Annotated in this window: 20 protein-coding genes and 1 pseudogene; 20 read left to right on the top strand and 1 reads right to left on the bottom strand. The window is 48.9% G+C overall.

Annotation, left to right across the window (positions count from 1 at the left end):
* Window positions 1-139: 139 nt before the first annotated feature.
* The 20 genes and pseudogenes from rplY to T489_RS13590 all read left to right on the top strand — a co-directional run.
* Window positions 140-430: a 50S ribosomal protein L25 gene (gene rplY, locus T489_RS0107090; RefSeq protein ID WP_031579367.1), complete on the top strand. Its 291-nt coding sequence runs from the start codon at window positions 140-142 to the stop codon at window positions 428-430.
* Between the two features lie 139 nt (window positions 431-569).
* The gene (locus T489_RS0107085) at window positions 570-1,454 is read left to right on the top strand and encodes a CvfB family protein (RefSeq protein ID WP_051621875.1); all 885 of its coding nucleotides are present in this window, start codon (window positions 570-572) and stop codon (window positions 1,452-1,454) included.
* A 148-nt stretch (window positions 1,455-1,602) separates the two neighbouring features.
* Entirely contained in the window at window positions 1,603-2,928 is a 1,326-nt protein-coding gene (locus T489_RS0107075) for an MFS transporter (RefSeq protein ID WP_198020435.1), read from the top strand.
* A gap of 275 nt (window positions 2,929-3,203) precedes the next feature.
* Window positions 3,204-4,544, top strand: a complete 1,341-nt coding sequence (gene sohB / locus T489_RS14265) for a protease SohB (RefSeq protein ID WP_051621874.1) — start codon at window positions 3,204-3,206, stop codon at window positions 4,542-4,544.
* Window positions 4,545-4,643: 99 nt separating this feature from the next.
* Window positions 4,644-7,307 carry a type I DNA topoisomerase gene (gene topA / locus T489_RS0107065; RefSeq protein ID WP_037319125.1) on the top strand — a complete coding sequence of 888 codons (2,664 nt, stop codon included), beginning with the start codon at window positions 4,644-4,646 and terminating at the stop codon, window positions 7,305-7,307.
* 298 nt (window positions 7,308-7,605) lie between these two features.
* Window positions 7,606-8,202, top strand: coding sequence for a hypothetical protein (locus T489_RS0107060; protein WP_031579361.1), 597 nt, complete (start codon window positions 7,606-7,608; stop codon window positions 8,200-8,202).
* A 503-nt stretch (window positions 8,203-8,705) separates the two neighbouring features.
* A complete protein-coding gene (locus T489_RS0107055) occupies window positions 8,706-8,921 on the top strand; it encodes a hypothetical protein (protein ID WP_031579360.1) in 216 nt (71 codons plus the stop codon).
* 465 nt (window positions 8,922-9,386) lie between these two features.
* Window positions 9,387-9,977, top strand: coding sequence for a molybdopterin-guanine dinucleotide biosynthesis protein B (mobB, locus tag T489_RS0107050; protein WP_051621873.1), 591 nt, complete (start codon window positions 9,387-9,389; stop codon window positions 9,975-9,977).
* A 17-nt stretch (window positions 9,978-9,994) separates the two neighbouring features.
* Window positions 9,995-10,942, top strand: coding sequence for an MOSC domain-containing protein (locus T489_RS0107045; RefSeq protein ID WP_031579358.1), 948 nt, complete (start codon window positions 9,995-9,997; stop codon window positions 10,940-10,942).
* A gap of 63 nt (window positions 10,943-11,005) precedes the next feature.
* On the top strand, window positions 11,006-11,854 hold the full coding sequence (modA, locus tag T489_RS0107040) for a molybdate ABC transporter substrate-binding protein (RefSeq protein ID WP_031579357.1): 849 nt from the start codon (window positions 11,006-11,008) through the stop codon (window positions 11,852-11,854).
* A 53-nt stretch (window positions 11,855-11,907) separates the two neighbouring features.
* A complete protein-coding gene (gene modB, locus T489_RS0107035) occupies window positions 11,908-12,570 on the top strand; it encodes a molybdate ABC transporter permease subunit (RefSeq protein ID WP_031579356.1) in 663 nt (220 codons plus the stop codon).
* Complete coding sequence (locus tag T489_RS0107030; RefSeq protein WP_031579355.1) at window positions 12,570-13,637, top strand: sulfate/molybdate ABC transporter ATP-binding protein; 1,068 nt, start codon at window positions 12,570-12,572, stop codon at window positions 13,635-13,637. Before modB ends, T489_RS0107030 begins: the two co-directional genes overlap by 1 nt.
* 10 nt (window positions 13,638-13,647) lie before the next feature.
* Window positions 13,648-14,868: a molybdopterin molybdotransferase MoeA gene (gene glp, locus T489_RS0107025; protein ID WP_037319122.1), complete on the top strand. Its 1,221-nt coding sequence runs from the start codon at window positions 13,648-13,650 to the stop codon at window positions 14,866-14,868.
* A 15-nt stretch (window positions 14,869-14,883) separates the two neighbouring features.
* Entirely contained in the window at window positions 14,884-15,900 is a 1,017-nt protein-coding gene (locus T489_RS0107020) for a molybdopterin-binding protein (protein ID WP_031579353.1), read from the top strand.
* 4 nt (window positions 15,901-15,904) lie between these two features.
* The gene (gene moaA / locus T489_RS0107015) at window positions 15,905-16,861 is read left to right on the top strand and encodes a GTP 3',8-cyclase MoaA (protein WP_031579352.1); all 957 of its coding nucleotides are present in this window, start codon (window positions 15,905-15,907) and stop codon (window positions 16,859-16,861) included.
* Between the two features lie 7 nt (window positions 16,862-16,868).
* Window positions 16,869-17,348 (top strand): cyclic pyranopterin monophosphate synthase MoaC, encoded by a 480-nt coding sequence (gene moaC / locus T489_RS0107010; protein ID WP_031579351.1) that lies wholly within the window; start codon window positions 16,869-16,871, stop codon window positions 17,346-17,348.
* Window positions 17,335-17,934: a molybdenum cofactor guanylyltransferase gene (locus T489_RS0107005; protein ID WP_031579350.1), complete on the top strand. Its 600-nt coding sequence runs from the start codon at window positions 17,335-17,337 to the stop codon at window positions 17,932-17,934. Before moaC ends, T489_RS0107005 begins: the two co-directional genes overlap by 14 nt.
* Before the next feature lie 465 nt (window positions 17,935-18,399).
* Window positions 18,400-20,235, top strand: coding sequence for an NAD(P)-binding protein (locus T489_RS0106990; RefSeq protein WP_031579349.1), 1,836 nt, complete (start codon window positions 18,400-18,402; stop codon window positions 20,233-20,235).
* Window positions 20,235-22,940, top strand: a complete 2,706-nt coding sequence (gene fdhF / locus T489_RS0106985) for a formate dehydrogenase subunit alpha (protein WP_031579348.1) — start codon at window positions 20,235-20,237, stop codon at window positions 22,938-22,940. The genes T489_RS0106990 and fdhF overlap by 1 nt, the downstream gene beginning before the upstream one ends.
* 89 nt (window positions 22,941-23,029) lie before the next feature.
* A pseudogene (locus T489_RS13590) lies at window positions 23,030-23,517 on the top strand (IS607 family transposase); the annotation flags it as partial.
* Here the strand turns inward: T489_RS13590 and T489_RS15735 are convergent.
* Window positions 23,476-23,811, bottom strand: coding sequence for an NUMOD1 domain-containing DNA-binding protein (locus T489_RS15735; protein WP_369791972.1), 336 nt, complete (start codon window positions 23,809-23,811; stop codon window positions 23,476-23,478). The pseudogene T489_RS13590 and the gene T489_RS15735 overlap by 42 nt on opposite strands.
* Window positions 23,812-23,814 lie beyond the last annotated feature (3 nt).

Raw genomic sequence — 23,814 nt, 5'->3', positions numbered from 1 at the left:
ACCACAAAAAACCTTGATAAATTAATGACCTAATGGTAAACTTCGCTCGCATAAATCGGTTGACCGGTTTTTTTATGGATTGACGACGGTCGCATTGTCAGTCCGATTGTTTAAATTTACTATATAGAGAGAATTTAAAATGGCTTATAAGTTTGATGCCCAGATTCGTAACGACTTCGGGAAAGGTGCGAGCCGCCGCCTTCGTCGTAACAACCTTCTTCCAGTAATCGTATATGGTGGTGACAAGGAACCAGTTGCTTTATCTTTAGATAACGCAAAGCTCTTCACTGCTCAGCAGAACAAGTCTTTCTATGAAGACAGCATCGTTTTAGCTGTAGCCGGCGGTGAAGAAATCGCTGTTAAGCCTGTAGCTATTCAGCGTCACCCAGTAAACGGTACTTTAATTCACATCGATTTTATGCGTGTGTAATTCAGTTTACGACATAATCTGAAAAACAGCGTCCTGAAAGTAAATTATGTTTATTTCAGGGCGCTTTTTTATATGATTTGATTGAGAATTTATTGAACGGAACCGCCTCCCGGCATGTAAACGTTAAGGTTGGGTAATTATGGAAGTTGAAATCGGAAAAATGAATGAACTCGCTCTGGTCAGAGTGGATGACAAGGGTGGCTTTTTGGACGCCGGAAAATACGGCGAGGTCTTTCTTCCCCTGTCTCAGCTTCCTGAAAATCCGACACCGGGGTTGCTGGTTGAGGTGTTCTGTTACATGGATGACGGCAGACTGACCGTCACCGCCCTCCGTCCAAGGGTTCTGCTCGGAGAAGCAGGCAGACTGACTGTCAGGGACGTTACTCCGGGGGCCGCTTATCTTGACTGGGGCATCCGCAAGGATCTGATGATTCCGTTCAGGGAACAGCTCCGCCGTTTGAAGCCTGGAGATGAATGTCTGGTTTACGTGGCAAAGGACAGGGACGGACGCCTCTTCGGAACCCAGAAGTTTGACCGTTTCGTAAGTGATACCCTCCCGAGAGGCTGCAGTCTCAAGTCAGGAGACAGAGTCGATCTTACCGTAATCAGCCATACTCCGCTGGGCTACAAGATGCTGGTCAACAATCTGTTCTACGGTCTTCTTGCCGAAAAGGACGCTCTGGGTGTGGACCTTGTCAAAGGCAGGAGAATGAAGGGATACATTCATTCAATCCGTCGTGACTACAGGGTTAATCTCTCTCTTTCCGGAAGCGGAATGACCGGGGTTGCCAGCAGTACCGATTTTCTGTTGCGCGAGCTGGCTCTTGCGGATGGCTTCCTGCCGTTCGGGGACTTTTCAAGTCCGGAGGAAATCGAACAGCGTTTCCATATGAGCAAGGGCAAGTTCAAGAAGGTTATCGGCGGTCTCTACAGAATGCACCGTATCGAGCTTCTTGAAAACGGCATCAGAATCATTGAAAGAGCCGAAGGTGCCGACGAGGGCGCCGAAGCAGACGAAGAATAATCACGTGCGTTATTCCGGCATGACGGGGATCTGAAATCATGCCGTAGCATGTATGCATCCGTGCCTGAATCTGCAGTTGTTATTCCCGCAGGTTCCGCTGATGCGGATGCCTTTGAGGCCGAGACATGATTTCGGCAGGCAGGTTTGTATGATTAAGGAATATCTTAATAAAAGATTCTTTTCATTTCTGACATTAATATTCTGTTCCGGTTCTTCTCTGGCCATGACCCTGCCGATAATGAGCCTCTACCTGATGAACGAGGTTCATGCCGACGGCAGTCAGCTCGGTAACTTCTTCATCATCTCCGCCGTAAGCGGAATCATCGTAACCCAGATAATAGCGAAATTTTCGGATTCAAAGCTGTCCCGCCGCGATCTGATGATACTGGGCTATTCCGCAGGTGCTCTCACGACACTGACCTATATATTCTTTCCCGATTACGGCATTATCGTGACCGCGGGCGTGGCTTTTTCAAGCATTTCCATGGTGGCTACGCCGCAGGTGTTTGCACTGGCCCGCGAGTATGCGCTGCTTAAATACGGTGATGCGCTGATGTTTACCTCATATCTGCGTGCCGTGTTCTCTCTGTCATGGGTCATGACACCTCCGATAGCCTATGTTCTTTTCGTGGACTACGGCAGCCGGTTCACCTTTATGGTGGCAACCATGATTTTCCTGACCGGAGCGCTGGTGGCGTTCTTCATGATGCCAAAGGCTCTGTTCAAATCCGGTTCCGAGCATGATTTTGAAGATACGCCGTCTTCATCCATCGGTGAGCTCATGGATTCCGAAAATTCGAATGAAACCGGAAGGAACTCTCAGTCTGAGGCGCATGCGGAAGACGTGAAAGGAGACTCTTCCCACGGCTTTAAAAATCTGCTGAAGTCGGGCAATGTCATGAGCATTGTCTTTCTGTTTCTGGCATTCATGCTGCTCTGGTGCTGCAATTCAGCCTATCTTATCAGCATGCCGGTTTTTGTTACCAGGGAGGCTTCCGTTGCCGGAACGCTGATTGACACGAACAGACTTCCGGGCGTCATGATGGGACTTGCTGCTCTCCTGGAAATTCCGGTAATGATTTACTGCGGCGGACTTGCCCGTAAAATCGGCCTGAAAACCCTGATTATCCTCTGCGGATGCTTCGGCTGTCTGTTCTATGTAAGTCTCTCCTTCGGACCTATAAGCTCCGTCTCTCTTCTTTTCATGCAGATTTTCAATGCCATCTTCATAGGTATACTCGCCAGCCTCGGCATGGTATACATGCAGGAACTGCTGCCGAAATTCCCCGGACAGGCCACGACGCTCTACAACAACAGCGTTCACACCGGAGGCATTATTTCCGGATATCTAGTGTCAAGAGCCATGTCGGCCGGGGGAACGGTGCTGGTTTTTGAGACGGGAATTGTTTTTACCGCCATAGCCGTGGTTCTGCTTTTTGCGGTTTCGGGTGTCGGAATCAGCAGAAAGGACTGATGTCCCGGGTGATGTTCTGAAGCTTGACTGATAATTAATGAAAGGAAGGAATCTCTGGTTAAAAATTGCTCGTAAAATAGACAATATTTGTCAGAAAGATAAAAAATAATTCATAAATCTTGACAAAATACGTTTTATATCTGTAATTTACCAAATATTTTTGAGGCCCCGTACCTTATTATTGTGAAAAAACGCCGTTCCGGCGTCTTACCGGTACCCGGGAACTCACATGATGCGGGGAACAAGCCCCGTCTTGAAAAAGGAATATTCCTGTTATGTACGATTTCTGGTTAGAACTGTTACTTTTCGCCTCCAAGGTGGTTATTATTCTGGTTGTGCTGGCTGTCCTGGCTGTTGTCTGCGGTGCCGTTATCAAGTCTGTGGTGTCCGCGGTATCCGCCAAAAACAAAAAGAAGGATGATGACATCATCTTCACCATCGAGAACTACGGTGATCGTTTAAGCGAGGAAAAGGAAAAGCTGGAAAAGAGCATGCTCAAGGCTCTTGATGACGATACCTATGAGGTTTTCAACAAAATCAAGGAAAAGGGCGACGAATTAAAGGAAGGCGAAGACAAGGACGCCAACAAGAAGCTTGTACAGCAGGGTTTTGAAGCCCTTATAAACTTCAGAAAGAAGGAACACGAGGCTGCCGAAGCCGAAGCGAAGGACAGCGCCTCTGAGGCCGGAAAGGCCGATAAAGCCGAAAAGCCGGCTGAAGCAAAAGCTGAAGACACTGAGGAAGCAGCGAAGGCAGACAGTGATGAAACCGAAGAGGAAGTAATCGAATCAGTAAATCTCAAGGAATCCAACGGTTTCACTCTTTCAGTAAATTCGGACATGACCGTGTCCGTAACCGGCAGACTGATGTTCGTGATTGATTTCGACGGTTCAACCGACTGCAACGAGGTTGAATATCTGAGAAGAGCCGTAAACCTTCTTGCCGATGAACTGGCTGAAGGAGATGAAGTGGTAATCAGACTCACTTCACCCGGCGGTACCGTAAACGGCTATGGCCTTGCTGCTTCCCAGCTCGAACGTCTCAGGAGAACCGGAGCCAGACTTACGGTTGCGGTTGACGAGGTGGCGGCCAGCGGCGGTTATCTTATGGCCTGCGTGGCGGACAATCTCATCGCGGCTCCGTTCTCATACATCGGTTCAATCGGCGTGGTGATGGAACTTCCTAACTTCAACAGACTGATGAAGAAGTATGATGTGGATTATGAACAGATTACTGCCGGCGAATACAAGAGAACCCTCTCCACTTTCGGTGAAAACACTGAGGAAGCCAGGGAAAAGTGCCGTGACGAGCTGCGTCAGATTCACCGTATCTTCAAGGCTCACGTAGCCCGTTTCAGAAAGAACGTGGATATTGAAAAGCTGGCCACCGGTGAAGTATGGCTCGCTTCCGAAGCGCTTGAACTCGGTCTTGTTGACAGCCTGATGACCTCAGACGAATACATTATCAGGAACATGGATAACTTCGCTGCGGTATTCAATGTCAGCTACACTGAAAAGAAAAAGAATTCATTCGTAAGCCGTTTAGTTTCGAAGGCTGCAGTGGCAGGTGTAATCACGGATGTGATACACCGTCTAGGTTTTAAGGGATACAGATAGACATTGTTTTCTGTATCATATACATTTATATTTGAATAACGGAATTCCGGCTCCCGCCTCCCGGCGCGAGCCCTGAAAAACATTGAGGTATATTGCGGTATGGGTAAGTCATTGGTTATAGTGGAATCCCCGGCAAAGGCGCATACTATAAACAAATATTTAGGCAGTAATTATGTGGTTAAGTCCAGCGTGGGTCACATCAGGGATCTCCCGTCAGGACAGGCAAAGGCCAAAGGAACATCGGCAGAGCCCGTTAAAAGAGCGCGTACCGCATCCGAAAAAGACGCCAAACTGTTTAACCGCATGGGTATCAACCCTGAGAAGAAGGGCTGGGCTCCACAGTATGAGATTCTTCCCGGCAAGGAAAAGGTAGTAGCCGAACTGGTGGCTGAAGCCAAGAAGAGTGACTACGTATATCTCGCAACCGATTTGGACCGCGAAGGGGAAGCAATCGCCTGGCATCTGCAGGAAGTAATCGGTTTACCGAAAGAAAAGTTCAAGCGCGTGGTTTTCAACGAAATCACCAAAAACGCCATTACCGAAGCATTCAAGCATCCTTCTGAAGTTGACCTGAACATGGTCAACGCCCAGCAGACCAGAAGATTTCTGGACCGTGTGGTGGGCTTCATGGTTTCACCTCTTCTCTGGGAGAAGGTGGGGCGCGGTCTGAGTGCCGGACGCGTGCAGTCAGTTGCCGTACGTCTCGTAGTGGAGAAGGAAGAGAAGATCCGTTCATTCATTCCTGAAGAATACTGGAATATCGACGCACTGCTCAGCAGAAACGGCGAGGAAGTGAAATTCGCTCTGACTCATTACAGGGACAAGCCTTTCCATTCAGGTTCACAGGAAGAAACTGACAGATATCTTGAAGAGCTCAGACAGCAGATCTTCAGGGTGACAAAGAATGAGGAAAAGGAAGTTCACACCGCTCCGTATCCTCCTCTCAATACGTCTTCAATGCAGCAGGCCTCATCAAACAAGCTGGGCTTCGGCGTAAAGAAGACCATGATGCTGGCACAGGCTCTCTATGAAGCGGGTTTCATCACCTACATGAGAACCGACTCCCTGAATCTCAGCAGGGAAGCTCTGGCCGACATCAGAAAATACATTTCCGCAACCTATGGTGACGAATATGTTCCGGAGAAGGAACGACACTACAGTTCATCAGACAATGCACAGAACGCGCACGAAGCCATCAGACCGACTGATATCACCCGTGAAAGCGCGGTTATCTCCAAGGCTCTCGGCAAGGATGCGGCCGAACTGTACACTCTGATCCGCAACAGTACTCTGGCCTGTCAGATGAGCAGCGCCGTACTCCTTAACCGTGAAATTCAGGCTGACGCCGGTAATTTCAGATTCAAGGTTTCAGGCAAGACCATCAAGTTCGACGGCTGGATGAAGATTGACCGCAGCCGCAAGGATGTTCTGCTCCCTGACATGAGCGTCGGTGATCAGCTTGACGTCAGCGACATTCTGGCGGATCGTCACTTTACCCGTCCTGAGGCAAGATATACCGAAGCGACTCTGGTTAAGGAACTGGAAAAGAGAGGTATCGGCAGACCGTCAACCTATGCAACCATTATTTCCACCATTCAGGAAAGAGGCTACGTTAAAATCGAACAGCGCCGCTTCTTTGCGGAAAAGATGGGCGAAATCGTTACAGACCGTCTCAAGAGCAGCTTTAATGATCTGATGGACTATGACTTCACCCGTGAAATGGAAAACAAGCTGGATGACATAGCTGAAAACCATCTGGACTGGCTGACCTGTCTGAACGACTTCTACAAGGGCTTCAAGGAAGAGCTGGATACCGCCCGCAAGTCTGAAGATGAAGGCGGCATGCACAGCAACATATCGGTGGTAACCTCCATCGCCTGTCCTGAATGTCACAGCAACATGGTTATCAAGAATGCCACTACCGGCGTGTTCCTGGCCTGTTCAAATTACTCCGGCAAGTCAAAGAAGTCTGAAAACTCCTGCCGCAAGACCATCAATCTGGTTGCAGAGGATCAGCTGCCTATGTTCGTGAACGAGGATTCTGAAAGTGAATTCCTGAGAACCAAGCGCCGCTGTCCTATCTGTAATTCGGTAATGATCGGCTACGTGATAGATGAACACCGCAAGATTCATATCTGCTCGGCAAATCCTAACTGTCCGGGTTATGAAATAGAAGAGGGCAATTTCAAGCTCAAGGGAGCTGAAGGTCCTACCATTACCTGTGACCGCTGCGGTCAGCCGATGGAACTCAAGAACGGCCGTTTCGGAAGTTACATGGCTTGTACCAGCAAGGAATGCGGCAACACCCGCAAGATTTTAAAGAACGGTGAAATAGCTCCTCCACGAGAAGATCCTGTTGATTTTGAGGATCTTATCTGCAAGGACGGCAAGTCTCACTTTGTGCTGCGTGACGGTGCGTCAGGCATCTTCCTGGCTTCAAACGCCTTCCCTAAGGTGCGTGAAACCAGAGCTCCAAAGGTAAGTGAACTCGTGGCTCATCAGGACAGCCTTCCTGAAAAGTTCAGATACTTTGTAACCGCTCCGGTTGCTGACGGTGACGGCAATCCTACCGTAATCCGTTTCTCACGCAAGACCAAGAAGCAGTACGTGATGGCTGAAAACGCCGAGGGCAAGTCAACAGGATTTACAGCCTTCTATAACGAGGAGAGCAGGACCTGGGAGGTTGCTTCGGTGGAAAAGGCTTCAAAAACAGCCAAAGCGACTAAAACCGCAAAGACGTCAAAGACCTCCAGGGCAAAGTAAAGGTCTCTGACACGGAGTCTGTAAGAAAACCGGTGCATCATGCGGATGCATCGGTTTTTTTGTGCGGATCCCGGACGGTTCATACTGCAGCGTAAAACAAAAAACACGCTATCAGCGAGGAAGTGCGGAAAAAGCTTCACCGTAATCACGGCAGTTTTCTGAGGTAAATTATTAACCTGTGTCAAAAGATTGCAAACAAACAGGCCTTTATTCGTGTTTTTCTGTTGCCTAAAGCCTGTCTGTTAACTAAAATTTCTGAAAAGTTCAGGAGAGTGGCTTCCGGATATTTCAGAAGATTATGGACAAAATCAATTTACCTGATTACTGCAAAACCGTAGAGGAACTCGCTCATGCGGGAATAGTTTTTCAGAAACCTGTTGTGGACATGTGCTGCAGAAGGGCGCTGGGAAAGACTTTTTTCATTTTTTCGGGAGTTACTCTGTTCTGTCTGGCCGTAGTATACGTGAATAAGGCCTTTATTCATTTCATCAGTACCGGAGCCGCCTGCATGCTGCTGATTATAGCCGCCGTATGCGCCTGTTACGTTGTCTATCTGCTTATATGCTATCTGTTCTGCACGTTTATGCGCGGTTATCTTAAAAGACGCGTATGCCCCGTCATGCTTGAACCTGTTGGGGTGGCGGTGGAGATTTACGGCGGACACGCCGTAATGCAGCACGGAAAGCTGAAATGCCGCAGTTACATCATTTACCGCGAAGCCGGAGTCAGAAATACCGTGAACTACTATGCGTCTGCCCCGTATTACGGAATTCCGGAGAACAGACCGACGGGGACCGCCTTCCTCTTCAGGCATCCTGACAACAGAAAATTCTATACCGTGGACAACGACAGGGAACAGAACGTCATCAGAGTAAAACGTACCGTCAGTGCCTGATAAAACAGTTTCCGTAAGCGGCATGAAAATCCTGATGTCTGCAGATACCGTCCTTTAAAAAAGTATTTTTTCTGAGGAATGCGGAAGATTATTACAGAAAATTTATTAATTTTTAGTCTCAAAACGAAAATTTTTTCAAAAAACGTTTTTCAGTTAAAGAGAGTGTTGTATATTTTTTGAACAATATGGTATAATTTTGCCACTTTAGCACGGATGACTGACAAAAAATAATCAAAATTAGGACATTAATCTTTCTAAAAACCAAAAAATAAATTATGATAGACATCATGAAAATGATTTCAGATTTGTGAGGTGCTATCGATATTTTATTCATTTATCTGAAATGATAAGTTTTTTCTGTTATCTTTAGAGATATACAAGAGATGGGTAATGATGCACTGATAATAAACAACTACAAAGAATCATTACATTTGTTTGACAGTTACCATAACTAAGCCTATTGGGAGTAAGCAGGTTTAGGTTAAACAATTAGAGAATGTGCTATGAAAGGAATAATTAGAATCGGCAGTGATCATGAAGAAAATGATCGCAATCTTCTGGAATTAAGTCTCCATAACGCTCTGGATTTTGAGACCGTATCTGAAAGACAGATGGAAGCTTTCCTGGTAATGATGGCTCAGATCAATGCAACCACATTAAAGAGCATGCAGTTTGCCAATGACTGCCCGTATGATTTGAACGAGGCCGAAAACTCATAGTAGGCGTCGCTGATTCGAACCCGGTTGCCTGGTGACATGTGACCCGATTCGTTCCGTCATGTAAATATCAGCCGGAGGGAGCCGGCTTTTATTTTTTTTATCTCTGATTTTGCGGTAATCCACATGATTATGACGTGCATACAGTGAGTAAGCGTAAATACAGATTAAATGTCCTGTTACTGTAATGGTGACAGGACATTTTTACAGAATGGTGAATAAAAGGAAAATCCGAAAATTGCTGCTGTCACTGCATCATAGAGTTTCCTGGTTTTTATTTCGTGTCAACGCAAAGACCATATTGGTGACTGTTTCGACGTTTACAACTTTCAAAAAGCAAGTGAAGGTCAAAAATAGCGGATCTGCATAATGCACTCGCTCTGAAATTACGTTAATATCTCTCAAAGACATACTCAGGCTGAATTGCATGCTTTCAGCTGTTTTGTTTTTGTTGAGGCGCATCTGGACATGAAAGTTTTTCAAATTGTCGGAGTTCGTAAATCCGGAAAAACCACTACAGTTGAATGTCTGATAAAAAAGCTGAAGCAGAGAGGTTACAGAGTCGGAACGGTTAAGTGCATTAACTGTCCCGTGTTTACCATTGATGCGGACAGACATTCGAACACCGCCCGTCATGCGGAGGCAGGTGCGGACGTGGTTGTGGCTTACGGAAAAAGGGAAGTGGACTTCATTTATCCGGCTCCTCAGGACATAAATCAGACCCTGTCAATCCTCAGCGTGGCGGATCTTGACTACTGCATCGTGGAGGGCGGTTATGAATTCGATCTTCCGCGCATCGTATGTCTTAAGAATGAAGGTGAATTTTCGGAAAGGTGTACGGAAAGAACCTTTGCCGTTGCCGGAGTCATGGCCGAAACCCTGAAAGGACGTCTGGATCTGCCGGCATTTAACGCCATGTCTGATGAAGGGCTGGAGGCTCTGGCCGATCTGACGGAAAGCACGGTACCCGAATTAAGTCTGCCGGTGGCAGTGCTCCCGAGACCTCAGTCCTGCAGAAATTTCTGCAGGGGATGTGCCGGACACAATAAGAATAAATAAGAGATGACAGGACAATAATGAACAGCAAATCCGGATTAATCCGCAATATATGCATAAGCCTCAGAAGAGGCACCGCAAAGAAGGAAGTTCCAGAGGCCGTGCTCACGGCTGACTGGGGCATTGAGAATGATGCCCATGCCGGCCACTGGCACCGTCAGATAAGTCTGCTTCCGCAGAATAAAATAAATGACTTCAATCAGAAGGGGGCGGGAGTTTCTCCCGGTGATTTCGGGGAAAACCTGATTGTGGAAGGCCTGGACTTCCGCGGTATTTCCGTGGGGGACAGGCTGTCTGTCGGGGAATGCATTCTTGAAATAACCCAGATTGGCAAGCAGTGTCACTCACACTGTGCCATATTCAGGAAAATGGGTGAGTGCATCATGCCGGGTAACGGTATATTTGCGAAGGTAATAAAAGGCGGAATCCTGAGAAAAGGGGATGAGGTTACGGTTATGGAAAATACTGAAAAAACAAAGCTTACGGCCGCGGTTGTAACCTTAAGCGACAGGGGGGCTTCCGGACTCAGGGAGGACGAGAGCGGAATGCTCGTAAAGGAGCGCCTCACTGCGGCAGGATACGCGGTGACCGATTATGTTCTTCTTCCTGACGATGAGGATAGGATAAGAAACGAATTAATCCGTCTTGCCGATGAAAAAAACATAAATCTCATTATTACCACCGGGGGAACCGGTTTTTCACCGCGTGACGTGACTCCAGAGGCCACAATGGCTGTTGCCACCCGCAATGCTCCGGGGATTGCCGAAGCCATAAGGGCAGAGTCACTTAAGGTAACCGGGCGCGCCATGCTGTCGCGGGCCGCTTCGGTCATCAGAAACCGTACGCTCATAGTCAATCTTCCGGGAAGCAGAAAAGCCGTGGATGAATGTCTTGACGTCTGTCTTCCCCAGCTTGAGCACGGCATAAAAATACTGCTCGGTCTGGATGGCGAATGCGGCCGCAAATAACGTTTTGAGAGTGTAAAGAGAATGAGAAATGATTCAGAAACAGCCGTAAAGCACGGAAGAAAAATGAAAAAGGTCGCCCGGTTTATTGCCTCTCTGGGCTTTGCCTCCATGATGAGCGCAGGGTGCGGAGGCGGTGATGCGGATAACGTGAAGGCGGATGCCCCAAAGGCTGAAAGGACGAGAATTACCTTCTTTGCGGCAGCTTCAATGACTGAAACCCTTTCTGCCATAGCCGAAAGATACGAGTCGGAGCATCCCGACACGGAAATCGTGTTCAGCTTTGATTCTTCGGGAACGCTTAAAACCCAGATCATCGAGGGTGCCTACTGCGACATTTTCATGTCCGCCTCACCTAAGCAGATGAATCAGCTGGAATCCGGAAACGGGCAGAATGACGGTTATCTTCTGAGCGGAACCAGAACGGATCTGCTGCAGAACAAGGTTGTTCTGGCCGTGCCTGACGGTAATCCGAAGAACATAAAGGGATTTGACGATCTGATAAAAAGGCTCGGAGAAGGAGATATCCTTCTTGCGGTGGGGAATTCCGATGTTCCCGTGGGGCAGTACACGGCCAAACTGTTTTCGGCTTACGGCCTGAATCCGGATGATCTGTACGGCAGCAGGACTCTGACCATCGGAAACAACGTTAAGGAGATTACCACTCAGGTGAAGGAGAGCGTGGCCGATGCCGGGATTATCTACGCCACGGATGCCAAATCCGCAAAGCTTACGGCCGTTGACACGGCTCCTGAAGATGCCGTCGGCAGGGTCATTTATCCCGTTGCCGTCCTAAAACAGTCAAAACATCCGGGAAAGGCCGCTGACGTTGTTCAATATCTGAAAAACGATGAGTCCCGAAAGATATTTGAAAGCGTGGGATTTACGGTCATAGCGCCGTCAGACGGAAAATGAGAGGCTGATGTCCCAAAAGAAAAGGTGAAGGAAGCGGTACGGAGTAATTAGGCATGGATTTATATCCGTTATACAATTCGGTAAGAATAGCCCTGATATCCACGGCAATCATCTTCTTTGTCGGAACCGCGGCGGCTTATTACATATCCAGACTTCCGAGAGTACTGAAGGGAATTCTGGACGTTATTCTGACGATTCCCCTGGTTCTGCCTCCCACGGTCATAGGATATCTGCTGCTGCGCATTCTGGGACCGAACAGAGCCATCGGCGGTTTTTTTATGGATTATTTTGACCTAAGGCTTACCATGAACTGGTGGTCAACGGTGTTTGCCACCACAGTGGTCTGCTTTCCGCTCATGTACCGTACGTGCAGGGGCATTTTTGAGTCATTTGACGAGAATATCATTCATGCCGCCAAAACCCTGGGACTTTGCAACACCTTTATATTCTGGCGTCTGCTGCTTCCCGTATGCAAATCGGGAATCATGGCAGGTCTGGTGCTTTCATTTACCAGAGCGCTGGGGGAGTACGGTGCCACCAGCATGGTGTCAGGGTACATTCCCAAGGAAACGGCCACCATATCCACCACCGTGTATCAGCTGTGGCGTACCGAGAACGATGCTCTGGCCGTAAAGTGGGTCATCATTAATCTGCTGATTTCGTTTGCGGTACTGATGTTCATGAACCTGATTGAAAAGCACAGGAAAAAAATTTAATGTCCCTGACGGTAGATATTGAAAAAAAACTGGATAATTTCACCCTTAAGGTTTCATTTACCGCGGGGAACGGCATCATGTCCATACTCGGAGCTTCCGGCTGCGGAAAGTCCATGACGCTTAAGTGCATAGCCGGTGTGGCGACACCGGACAGGGGCAGGATAGAGCTTAACGGCCGCGTGCTTTTTGATTCCGAAAAGGGCATAAATCTTCCTCCGCAAAAGAGGAACGTGGGGTATCTTTTTCAGAATTATGCCCTCTTTCCGAACATGACGGTTTTCGGGAACGTTCTCTGTTCCGTCAGAAATGCGGCCTCATCGGCGGAAAGGAAAAAAAAGGCTGACGACGTTATTTCGCGTCTGCATCTTAATGACGTGAGGGACTGTCCGGCAACGGCCATATCCGGAGGTGAGATGCAGCGTACGGCACTTGCCAGAATTCTGGTGAACGATGCCGAAATAATCATGCTGGACGAGCCTTTTTCGGCTTTGGACGAACATCTGCGCTTTGCCGTGGAAAACGAACTCGCGGAAGTCATGAAGGGCTTCGGCAAAACCGTTCTTCTGGTATCCCATAACAGGGACGAGGTCTACAGACTGAGCTCTCGGGTGGCGGTCATGCATGAGGGAACGGTCGAAATTGAGGGGAGTACCGAAGAGGTGTTTAAAAATCCCCGTACCGTCTGCGGCGCGAGACTAACCGGAGTCAAAAACATTGCTCCGGCAAACGCGGACGGAAACGGAGTCGTTCACGTTCCCGGCTGGGGGATGAGCTTCAGGTCTACAGCGACGGACTGCTCCGGGGAAATTACAGCGGCGGGACTGCGCATGAATGACCTGAAAACCGTGAAGGCCGAAGGGCGTCCCGGAAGATTTTATGATTTTGTCATCCTGAAGGTGACGGAGAATCTCTTTAATTATGTCGTGGAGCTTCGCCGCAGGGATACGGCGGATGCTCTTATCCTGTACTGGCAGGTGTCGGGGGACGTCTGGCATTGGGACGGACGGAGGGAAATCAGTCTGTTTGTTCCCGATGACTCCTTCATGCCGTTACGGGGATTAACGTGAGGAATTTTAAATGTCTGTGTTGAAAAAATTGTCTTTCAGGGAAACAAGGGACAGGCTTCTGGAAGTGACCGGAACCGTCGGAACGGAAACCGCCGGACTGTCCTGTCTTTGCGGCAGGGTCATCGCCTCGGACATTACCGCGTCAATGATGATTCCTCATTATGACCGATCACCGTTTGACGGTTATGCGTTTAAGAGTGAGGATGTCGCCGGTGCTTCGGAGGATAATCCCGTAACCCTTAAGGTTATTTATGAAATAAAGGCCGGAGACACGGCTGGGGCTCCGGTAAAAAACGGAGAGGCCGTCAAAATCCTGACCGGCGCTCCGATTCCCGAAGGAGCCGACTGCGTGCAGAAATACGAGGACACCGTTTTTGACGAAAACAGCGTGACCATGAGGGCTCCGCTTAAGTCCGGTCAGAACGTGGTGAGGGCCGGAGAGGACGTGAGGTCCGGCTTTCTTCTGGCTCAAAAGGGAACCGTGGCCGACGTGGCTGTCGTCGGCATGCTGGCATCCCAGGGGATTGTTAATACCGGGGTGTTCCGCAAACCGCGGGTTGCCGTAATCAGTACGGGGAGTGAGCTTGCCGAGGTCGGGGAACCGCTTACGGGAAGCCTTATATACAATACCAACCGCTACATGCTCGAAGCCGAACTCGGAAGGTGCGGATGCATTCCGGCCTATGCGGGGCTTGCCGGAGATGATCCGGAATTGATTGCGAAGCTTATTTCCGATAACCTCGAAAGTCATGATGCGGTGGTGATTACCGGCGGCGTTTCCGCAGGGGACTACGACTTTGTGCCCGAAGCCATGGAAAGGGCCGGGGTGAAAATTCTGTGTCACGGAGTAAAAATGAAGCCGGGGATGGCCGCCGTTTACGGTTTCCGTGACGGTAAGCCCTGCTTTGCCCTGTCAGGTAATCCGGCTTCAGCCATGACATCTTTTTACGCAGTCTGCAGACCGGTATTAAGGAAATATGCCGGTGAAAGTAACTGGCTGCCGGAAATGATAAAGGTGAAAATGACGGGAGATTTCGGCAAAAGCGCCAAAGGTGAACGTCTTTTAAGAGGCAGGATGAGTATTGAGAATGGAGTGATCTGCATGCGACCTTCATCAGAACAGGGGAATGCCGTCATCAGCAGTATGGCCGGAGCCAATCTTATTGTGATAATACCGGCAGGACACGGTCCCGTGCATGCGGGTGAGATTTTTGACGGATTCATGATTTAGAGGTGACGTGTCGGCATGAAAAAGATTGATGTACGTGATGCCGTGGGCATGAAACTCTGCCATGACATTACCGAAATGCGTGACGGTTTTAAGGGCCCGGCCTTTAAACGTAATGACGTTATCCGAGAAGAGGACGTGGAACATCTTTTAAACATCGGCAAGCGCCATGTGTTCGTCTGGGATGACGAAATCACGGAAATCCATGAAGACGACTGTGCCCTGAGAATGGCGGCCGCGGCTTCCGTGCCGGGAGTCCGTTTTGAAGGACCGTCCGAGGGTAAGATGCTGATGTTTGCCGAAACCGAAGGTCTGTTCCGTGCAGATACTGAACTTTTGAAAAAAATCAATCATGTTGAGGACGTCACGATATGCTCGGTTCCCGATCATTATCCCGTAAAGCCCGGAATGAAGCTCGCGTCCATGAGAATCGTTCCCCTTACCACCAGAGAGGAAAACATTCTTAAAGTTGAGGAACTGTGCCGGCAGCGGGAGCTGTTTAAAATCCTGCCGTACCGGCACCTTAAGGTGGGAATTGTCATTACCGGTTCGGAGGTCTACCACGGCAGGATAAAGGATAAGTTTGAGCCGGTGCTGAGAGCCAAGCTGTCAAAGTATCCTGCTGACATACTCGGAGTGACCGTGTGCGATGACGTTCTGGAAATGATTGGGAATGCCGCCGCGTCCTATCTGGAGCAGGGGGCCGATTTTCTCATCTTTACGGGAGGCATGTCGGTGGATCCGGACGATCTTACCCCGACGGCCATAAAGTCATTGGGAGCGGACATCATTTCCTACGGCATGCCGGCACAGCCCGGCAACATGACTCTCGTGGCCTATATGGGAGACGTTGCGATCATGGGGGTTCCCGGAGCGGCCATAGCTCTTCCGGTTACCATGACGGACGTTCTCCTGCCACAGGTTTTTACCGGGGTGAAGTTTACCCGTGATGAGCTGATTGGGCTTGGTGACGGCGGTCTCTGCCAGAGCTGTTCCGTCTGTCATTTTCCTAACTGTACTTTCGGAAGGTATTAGCACCGTGCAGGATCTTTTTTCCCGAAAAATCAATTATCTCCGTCTTTCGGTTACCGGAAGGTGCAATTTCGGCTGTGCCTACTGCAGCGGCGGGCGCGGGGACTGTCCGCGTTCCGATGAACTGTCGGTGGACGAAATCCGGGGCATTGTCAGGGCTGCGGCATCTCTCGGATGTACCAAGGTCCGGCTCACCGGCGGGGAACCGCTCATACGTCATGATATTGCGGAAATATGCCGTACCGTCATGAACGTTCCCGGGGTTAAAAAACTCTGTCTGACAACCAACGGTTATTACCTGTCCCGCCATGCGGGAATTCTGATGGATGCCGGGGTATCCTGCGTAAACATAAGTCTTGATACCGCGGACGATGAACGTTTTTATAAAATAACGGGAAGAAGGGCGCTTGGGGACGTGCTGTCGGGAATTGACGCGGCACTTGCCTCAGGGTTTGACAGGGTAAAAATCAATGCCGTGCTGCTTCACGGCGTCAACGATGACGTGAAGTCGGTACGGGATCTCGCGTCGCTTACCGAAAGGTATCCGGTTGATTTGAGATTCATCGAGCTGATGCCGTCACGTCTTATCGGAGAAAGTTACGGCAGAAGCTTTGTTTCCGCCGATCTGGTTTTTGAGTCACTGCCAGGGCTGGAACGTTCGGAGACACCTGAAGACGCGGAGGGCGTGGCCGAGATGTACCGCATCCCAGGAGCTCCCGGACGCGTGGGCATCATTTCTCCGATGTCGGCCTGTTTCTGTCACCGCTGTTCCCGTATCAGGGTTCTGTCTGACGGCAGGGTGCGTCCGTGTCTTCTCAGAAACACCGAATATGACCTAAGGGGACTTTCATATGAGGATACGGTGGCCGTTTTGAGAAAGGCCGTATTGATGAAGCCGCTTAATTACGGGGAGGAAATCGGTACCGGTGCGGCTCAGTGCGAAATGAAGAGAATTGGAGGCTGATTTATTCATGAGTGATTTTACTCATTTTGACGAATCCGGCAGATGCCGCATGGTTGACGTTTCCGAAAAGAATGACACCTCAAGGATTGCGGTTGCCGAAGGTTACGTATACGTTAACAGGGAAACGCTGGGGCTTATAAGAAGCGGCGGAATCAGGAAGGGGGACGTACTGACGGTGGCTCAGATTGCCGGAATCATGGGCGCCAAAAGGACACCGGATCTCATTCCAATGTGCCACACACTGATTCTGAGCGGGGTTGCTGTTGAAATGACTCTCGATGAAGGAAGATGTGCGGTTAGAATTAAGGCGACGGTTAAAAATCGCGGGGTTACCGGTGTTGAGATGGAAGCCATTACCGCTGTGTCGGTGTCAGCACTGACCGTTTATGACATGTGTAAGGCCGTGCAGAAGGACATGCGTATAGGCGACATCAGACTGTTGCACAAAGAAGGCGGGGTTCACGGGGCTTTTCATGCGGGAGACTAGAATCGGCGTGGCCGTGATGGCCGGAGGAAAATCTTTCCGCATGGGGCGTGATAAGGCTGAACTCATGCATGATTCGGGGCTCTGTTTTCTGAACACCCTGTGTAAGCGCATGGACTTTTTTGCATACAGATACGTGTCGGTGAACTGCAGACGCGGTTACCCTGTTGACGGTTTTGAACCTGTAATGGACACTGTTGCTGACGCCGGGCCGGCCGGCGGAATTCTGTCAGTGCTGTCACGGACGGAGGCAGATGCCGTTCTGGTGCTGGCCTGTGACATGCCGGACTTTTCCGCGGACGAGGCCCGCAGGCTGGTGTCACTTTATGACGGTGAGGACGTTCTGGTTCCCGTGATTTCGGAAACAATGCAGCCCCTTGCTGCGATATATTCCAGGAATGCACTCCCGTTTTTCAGAAACAGCCTTGCCTCAGGAAATTTCAGACTGAGGGATATTATCCGCCAAACCCGTTTCAGAACCGTGCAGGTTCCCCCTGAGTCCGCTTTTAATTACGCCAACATCAACACCCCGGAGGAGTATCAGCTATATAAAGATAATCATTCAATATTTTTTAAAACAAAAGATTAAGGAATTATTTAATAAAATTCATAAAAAACGCCTCTATTGAGTTAATTTCAGGCTATGCGGAAAACAGCCGCTGTAACTGCTTTTTTTCGCTGTTTTTCCTGCAGGTTGCACAGCCCTGCGGCGTAATGTATAAAAACATCATAAAAACAGTGATACATGTGGGATTTATAAGACTCCGGTGTAGTTGTTTTTTCTTTTTTTAACTCTATCAAACAGTGTTCATCAGTCCCCACGTTTTATGATTAAATATCATACAGAACATGTTAAAATCCTTAAGTGTCCCTTTTCCCTTCCGCATTCATTTGCCTGCCTTTGTTTTCATACCGTAAGCCTCGGCATGAATTGCCGGACGGAACACGGGATTTAATGAACATTTAAAGTCCGGCATGTACCGGCAGCAGGGCACATGAACAGACTTAACGTCCCGCGGATAATAAATACGTAACCGGTTATGGGGAGCATTCAATGTATAAAAAACAGGAACTGAAAAACACCCAGAGAAGCAGGCTTCTCAACAGTTTTTTGTCAACTTTTCAAAAAAGGGTTTTGGCAAACCCTCCGGGGGTATGCTGCATATCAAGCCACATAGCTTACCTGCGTACCGCCCGCAGTCAGACCTGCGGTAAGTGCGTTCCATGCGCCAAGGGACTCGAACAGCTGGAAAAAATGATGCAGAAGGTTCTTGACGGTGGTGCCGACATGGATCTTTACGTTGATATGCTGTGGCTGGCTCAGAATATCAAGGAAACGGCGGACTGCGCCATCGGCTACGAAGCCGCCTACATGGTACTGACAAACATCAAGAACTTTAAGGATGAATATCTTTACCACATAGAGCATCACCGCTGTCAGTCCAATGTATCGGTAAAGGTTCCGTGCATGTACAACTGTCCCGCCAACGTGAACATTCCGGGATATATTTCTCTCATAGGTGCCGAACGCTACGCCGATGCCATCAATCTTATCCGTGAGGACAATCCTTTTCCCACCGCATGCGCTTTCGTCTGCGAAAGACCGTGCGAACTGCAGTGCCGCAGAACACTGATTGATTCGGCAATAAACATTCGCGGTCTTAAAAAATTTGCCGTAGACCAGATTCCGGTGGATGCCGTGGACACTCCTCCGAGAAACGTGCCCACCGGTAAGAGGATTGCCATCGTGGGCGGCGGACCTTCGGGGCTTACCTGCGCATATTTTCTGGCACGCATGGGGCATTCCGTGGTTATATACGAAGCCAAGGAGAAACTCGGCGGAATGCTGAGATACGGGATTCCGAATTACCGACTCCCCAAGGACAGACTGGATCAGGACATCGCAGCACTTCTGGCCGTGGGCGGCATAGAAGTGCGTCTTAATTCTCCGATAGGAAAGGATATAACTGCGGAACAGCTCGAAAAGGAATACGATGCCGTTTATCTGTCTATTGGTGCCCAGAGCGGCAAGGTGATTCCGATAAAGAATTACGACAATCCGAACGTGGCGTCCGCCGTGGAAATGCTTGACCGCATAGGTCACGGCGATCTTCCTGATTTCACCGGCAAAAACGTCGTGGTTATAGGCGGCGGCAACGTGGCCATGGATTGTGCCCGGTCCGCCATTCGCTGCGGAGCCGCTTCAGTAACGCTTGCCGTTCGTGAAAGACAGGTCGATATGACGGCCCTGCCTTCTGAAATTCAGGGGGCCATAGAGGAGGGGGTGGAACTTATGACCATGTACGCGCCTTCAGAGATTAAGGTTGATGAAAAAGGCAATGTGGTGGCGCTTATCACCAAACCACAGATTACAGGTCATTATGACGAGCACACCGGACTTCCGTCAGTGCGTGATGCCGCCAAGGAACCTTACGAGATTCCGTGCGACGTGATTTTCATGGCCATCGGTCAGGCCATTGTTTCGGAACCGTTTTCCGGATACGGGCTTACCAACAGGGGAACTTTCATTGTCGACAATACCACGGCCATGAAGGACCATCCAGGTGTATTTGCGGGCGGGGACTGCGTCAGCGGCCCTGCAACCGCAATTATGGCCATCGGCGCAGGAAAGGTGGCCGCCATGAACATAGACGAATACCTCGGATTCCACCATGCCTATCGTCTTAATATAGAAATTCCTCATGTACAAAGCAACATGCGCAGTCACTACGGCAGGGTTAACCTGACAGAGAAGTCTGCAAGGGAAAGAAAGAAGAGCTTCTGTCCGGTTGAAAACAGCATGTCTCATGAAGAGGCAATGCAGGAGTGCAGCAAGTGTCTGAGATGTGATGTCTTTGGTAGCGGAACCATGAAGGGAGGACTCGTATAATGACTGAAAAGGTTAATCTGGTGATTAATGGCATCAACATTGAGACCGTTGCCGGCAGAACCATTCTTGAGGTTGCAAAAGAGCACGGAATATACATTCCGACACTCTGCTATCTCAAGGACGTAAATGAAATCGGTGCCTGCAGAATGTGTGTCGTTGAAGTTAAAGGACATTCCCATCTGTTTCCTGCATGCAACACCAAGGTTTGGCAGGGAATGTCGGTAGAAACCGATTCCGAAAAGGTAAAACTTTCCAGACAGTTCGTACTGCAGCTGATTCTCGCACACCACACTGTACGCTGTTTAAGCTGCTGCAAGAGCGGTGACTGTGACTTGCAGAAGCTTGCCACGGAATTTGAACTTCCGACAGTTAACCCTTATTCCAGCGATGATGCGAAACTTCCGTCAAAAACAGATAATCCTTTCCTGGCATATTATCCGGAACTGTGCATAGGCTGTCAGCGCTGCGTCAGTGTCTGCAGCAGAAGAGTCGGAAACGGGGTGCTCAATGCTTCAAAAATCGGAACCAGAACCTTTATTGACGCACCTTTTGGTCAGGACTGGAAGAATACCGAATGTGAACTGTGCGGCAACTGTGCCACAGTGTGTCCTACCGGAGCTCTGGTGGCAAAGAACATGGGCAAGTATCAGACTGGTAATGTGAACAGAGTTCTTACCACCTGCCCGCACTGTGCCACGGGATGTCAGTTTTATCTCATGGTTAAGGACAACAAAATTGTGGACGTGCAACCGGCCGAAGGTCCGTCCAACAGAGGGCTTTTATGTGTTAAGGGACGTTTCGGTTCCTTCAATTTCGTAAATTCTCCAGACCGTCTGAAGCATCCGTTAATCAGAAACAGGGAAACAGGTGAATTCCGTGAGGCTTCATGGGATGAGGCTCTGGATCTCATAGCAATGAAATTCGGTGAGATTAAGGAACGGTACGGCGCTGATTCTCTGGCGGGCTTTGCATGTTCCCGTTCACCGAACGAGGACTGCTATATGCTCCAGAAAATGGTCCGCTGCGCTTTCGGAACCAACAACGTGGATAACTGTGCCAGAGTATGTCATTCCGCAACCGTGGCAGGGCTGGCCATGACACTGGGCTCGGGGGCCATGACCAATCCAATAGGCGACATTACCAATGATGTGGATCTCATAATGCTGGTAGGGTCAAATCCCGAAGAAGCCCATCCCGTGATCGGCATGCAGATAAGACAGGCTGTGGCAAGAGGAACCCATCTCATCGTGGTGGATCCCAGAAAGATCAGACTGTCAAAGGATGCGGACATTCACATCAGATTAAAGCCTGGAACCAATGTGGCCTTTGCCAACGGCATGATTAACATAATCATAAACGAAGGTCTTGCGGATGAAAAATTCATCAGGGAAAGAACTGAAGGTTTTGAGGAACTTAAGGAAATCGTAAAGGATTACACTCCCGAAAAGGTGGCTGAAATCTGCAACATAGACGTGGATCAGCTCTGTGAGGCGGCAAGAATGTATGCAAAAGCCAAAAAGGCTCCGATTATCTACTGTCTGGGGGTAACCGAGCACTCTTCCGGCACCGAGGGCGTAATGTCACTTTCCAATCTGGCAATGGTTGTGGGAAAGATCGGTAAAAGCGGTTGTGGGGTAAATCCTCTCCGTGGACAGAACAACGTTCAGGGGGCATGTGACATGGGAGCTCTTCCAGGGGATTTTCCAGGATACCAGAAGGTTACGAATGAAAGAGTGGTAGAGAAATTCGAGAAGGCCTGGAACGTAAAATTAAGCAGAAAGCCCGGACTTCACGCAACCGATGTTTTTCCTGCGGCTGTAAGAAAGGAAATAAGAGGACTCTTTATTTTTGGAGAGGATCCGGTGGTTTCCGATCCGGATCAGGGACATGTGATTAAGGCTTTGGAAAGTCTTGATTTTCTCGTGCTCTGCGATCTCTTTATGACGAAAACAGCGAAGTATGCCGACGTGATTCTGCCGGGAACAAGTTATGCCGAGAAGGAAGGTACCTTCAGCAATACCGAACGCCGTGTGCAGAGAGTCAGAAAAGCCGTTACCGTTGAAGGTGAAATGCGTCTCGATACCGACATCTTTACAGATATCATGAACCGCATGGGATATCCGCAGCCGTATCTCCGTGCTGACGAAATCATGGATGAAATTGCCTCCCTTACCCCGAGTTTCGGAGGTATCAGCCATAAACGTCTGGATGCCGGGGAATCACTGCAGTGGCCGTGCCCTGACAAGAATCATCCTGGAACCCCGATTCTCCATACCGAGAAATTCGCCAGAGGTCTTGGACTGTTTTATCCTGCTCCGTACCGGGAAAGTATGGAACTTCCGGATGACGATTATCCGTTCATCCTAATGACCGGTCGAGTTCTTTATCATTACAACGCCATGGCCATGACAGGAAGGACTCCGGGACTTGTTGAAAAGTCAGGTTCATCCTTTATTGAAATCAATACCGAGGATGCACTGAGACTTGGTATTTCCGATGGGGAGTCTGTGAAACTCACTTCAAGGCGAGGAAGCGTTGTTTCCAAAGCGAGAGTGGGAGACAAAGTGTCCGTTGGTGAAACATGGATGCCGTTCCATTTTTCTGACGCCTTTGCCAATGTACTCACCAATGCGGTTCTTGATAAATTTGCCCGTATTCCGGAATACAAGGTATGTGCCATTAAGATAGAAAAGGCGGAAGAATAATATTTGCTTATTAACTCCGGTTTGTAATTGTTTTAATAAATCTGTAAATAGTTTGTAATATATTAAAAATATTTATAGGTATACCTGCAATGAGTAAAATTATTTCAATTGGTCAGGCAGCTGAATTACTTGGTGTACATGTACAAACCTTACGCAATTGGGAAAAATCAGGAAAATTAAAGCCTGACAGTATTTCTCCGGGGTGGGACAAGGAGGTACAGTCAGGAAACAATCCTGAGGATTAGCGGGAAAGAGCTTCCACAAACAGAAAAGGATGAAGGAATCACAGTCGCCTGCGCCAGAGTAAGTTCACATGATCAGAAAGAAGATCTCAAAAGACAGGCTCGGGTTCTGGAACGGTACTGTGCTGAACACGGATATAAGTATGAGCTTATGACCGTTCTCGGTTCAGGGATGAATTATTACAGGAAAGGACTGACATCCCTGATCAATAAGCTTCTTGATAATAATGTAAAAAGACTGGTTCTTACGCACAAGGACAGATTATTGAGATTCGGAGCCGAACTGATTTTTTTCAATATGTGAAGCCAGAGGCGTGGAAGTGGTGATTATCAACCTTCTTCAGCTCCCTCCTGAACTGTCTGCAGAAAATCTGCAGTCCCCGCAAATTTGCGCTGCCATCGTACGATTCTCTGAGTTTTCTCAGCAGGGGCACGCAGTGTCCATTCATTTCGAAGAACAGTTCTTTAATTGTCTCTCTGTTAATCTTCAGATAGTTATTAAAGCTGTCCTGTACCGGAGCCTTGTACTTTGGGGTTCCGTTCATGTATTTGCGAACAGATTGCCTTGAAATTCCTAATTTTCTGGCTATTCCCCTGATTGACTGTCCTTGTTTAGAAAGTTTATTGATCTG

It is taken from the genome of Ruminobacter sp. RM87 (assembly GCF_000701925.1).
GTDB classification, from domain to species: domain Bacteria; phylum Pseudomonadota; class Gammaproteobacteria; order Enterobacterales; family Succinivibrionaceae; genus Ruminobacter; species Ruminobacter amylophilus.
This window is presented reverse-complemented; position numbering and strand designations above follow the sequence as displayed.

Excerpts from the sequence above, each read along its gene's own strand:
- rplY (WP_031579367.1), top strand. The coding sequence starts at position 140 with ATGGCTTATAAGTTTGATGCCCAGATTCGTAACGACTTCGGGAAAGGT.
- T489_RS0107085 (WP_051621875.1), top strand. The coding sequence starts at position 570 with ATGGAAGTTGAAATCGGAAAAATGAATGAACTCGCTCTGGTCAGAGTG.
- T489_RS0107075 (WP_198020435.1), top strand. The coding sequence starts at position 1,603 with ATGATTAAGGAATATCTTAATAAAAGATTCTTTTCATTTCTGACATTA.
- sohB (WP_051621874.1), top strand. The coding sequence starts at position 3,204 with ATGTACGATTTCTGGTTAGAACTGTTACTTTTCGCCTCCAAGGTGGTT.
- topA (WP_037319125.1), top strand. The coding sequence starts at position 4,644 with ATGGGTAAGTCATTGGTTATAGTGGAATCCCCGGCAAAGGCGCATACT.
- T489_RS0107060 (WP_031579361.1), top strand. The coding sequence starts at position 7,606 with ATGGACAAAATCAATTTACCTGATTACTGCAAAACCGTAGAGGAACTC.
- T489_RS0107055 (WP_031579360.1), top strand. The coding sequence starts at position 8,706 with ATGAAAGGAATAATTAGAATCGGCAGTGATCATGAAGAAAATGATCGC.
- mobB (WP_051621873.1), top strand. The coding sequence starts at position 9,387 with ATGAAAGTTTTTCAAATTGTCGGAGTTCGTAAATCCGGAAAAACCACT.
- T489_RS0107045 (WP_031579358.1), top strand. The coding sequence starts at position 9,995 with ATGAACAGCAAATCCGGATTAATCCGCAATATATGCATAAGCCTCAGA.
- modA (WP_031579357.1), top strand. The coding sequence starts at position 11,006 with ATGAAAAAGGTCGCCCGGTTTATTGCCTCTCTGGGCTTTGCCTCCATG.
- modB (WP_031579356.1), top strand. The coding sequence starts at position 11,908 with ATGGATTTATATCCGTTATACAATTCGGTAAGAATAGCCCTGATATCC.
- T489_RS0107030 (WP_031579355.1), top strand. The coding sequence starts at position 12,570 with ATGTCCCTGACGGTAGATATTGAAAAAAAACTGGATAATTTCACCCTT.
- glp (WP_037319122.1), top strand. The coding sequence starts at position 13,648 with ATGTCTGTGTTGAAAAAATTGTCTTTCAGGGAAACAAGGGACAGGCTT.
- T489_RS0107020 (WP_031579353.1), top strand. The coding sequence starts at position 14,884 with ATGAAAAAGATTGATGTACGTGATGCCGTGGGCATGAAACTCTGCCAT.
- moaC (WP_031579351.1), top strand. The coding sequence starts at position 16,869 with ATGAGTGATTTTACTCATTTTGACGAATCCGGCAGATGCCGCATGGTT.
- T489_RS0107005 (WP_031579350.1), top strand. The coding sequence starts at position 17,335 with ATGCGGGAGACTAGAATCGGCGTGGCCGTGATGGCCGGAGGAAAATCT.
- T489_RS0106990 (WP_031579349.1), top strand. The coding sequence starts at position 18,400 with ATGTATAAAAAACAGGAACTGAAAAACACCCAGAGAAGCAGGCTTCTC.
- fdhF (WP_031579348.1), top strand. The coding sequence starts at position 20,235 with ATGACTGAAAAGGTTAATCTGGTGATTAATGGCATCAACATTGAGACC.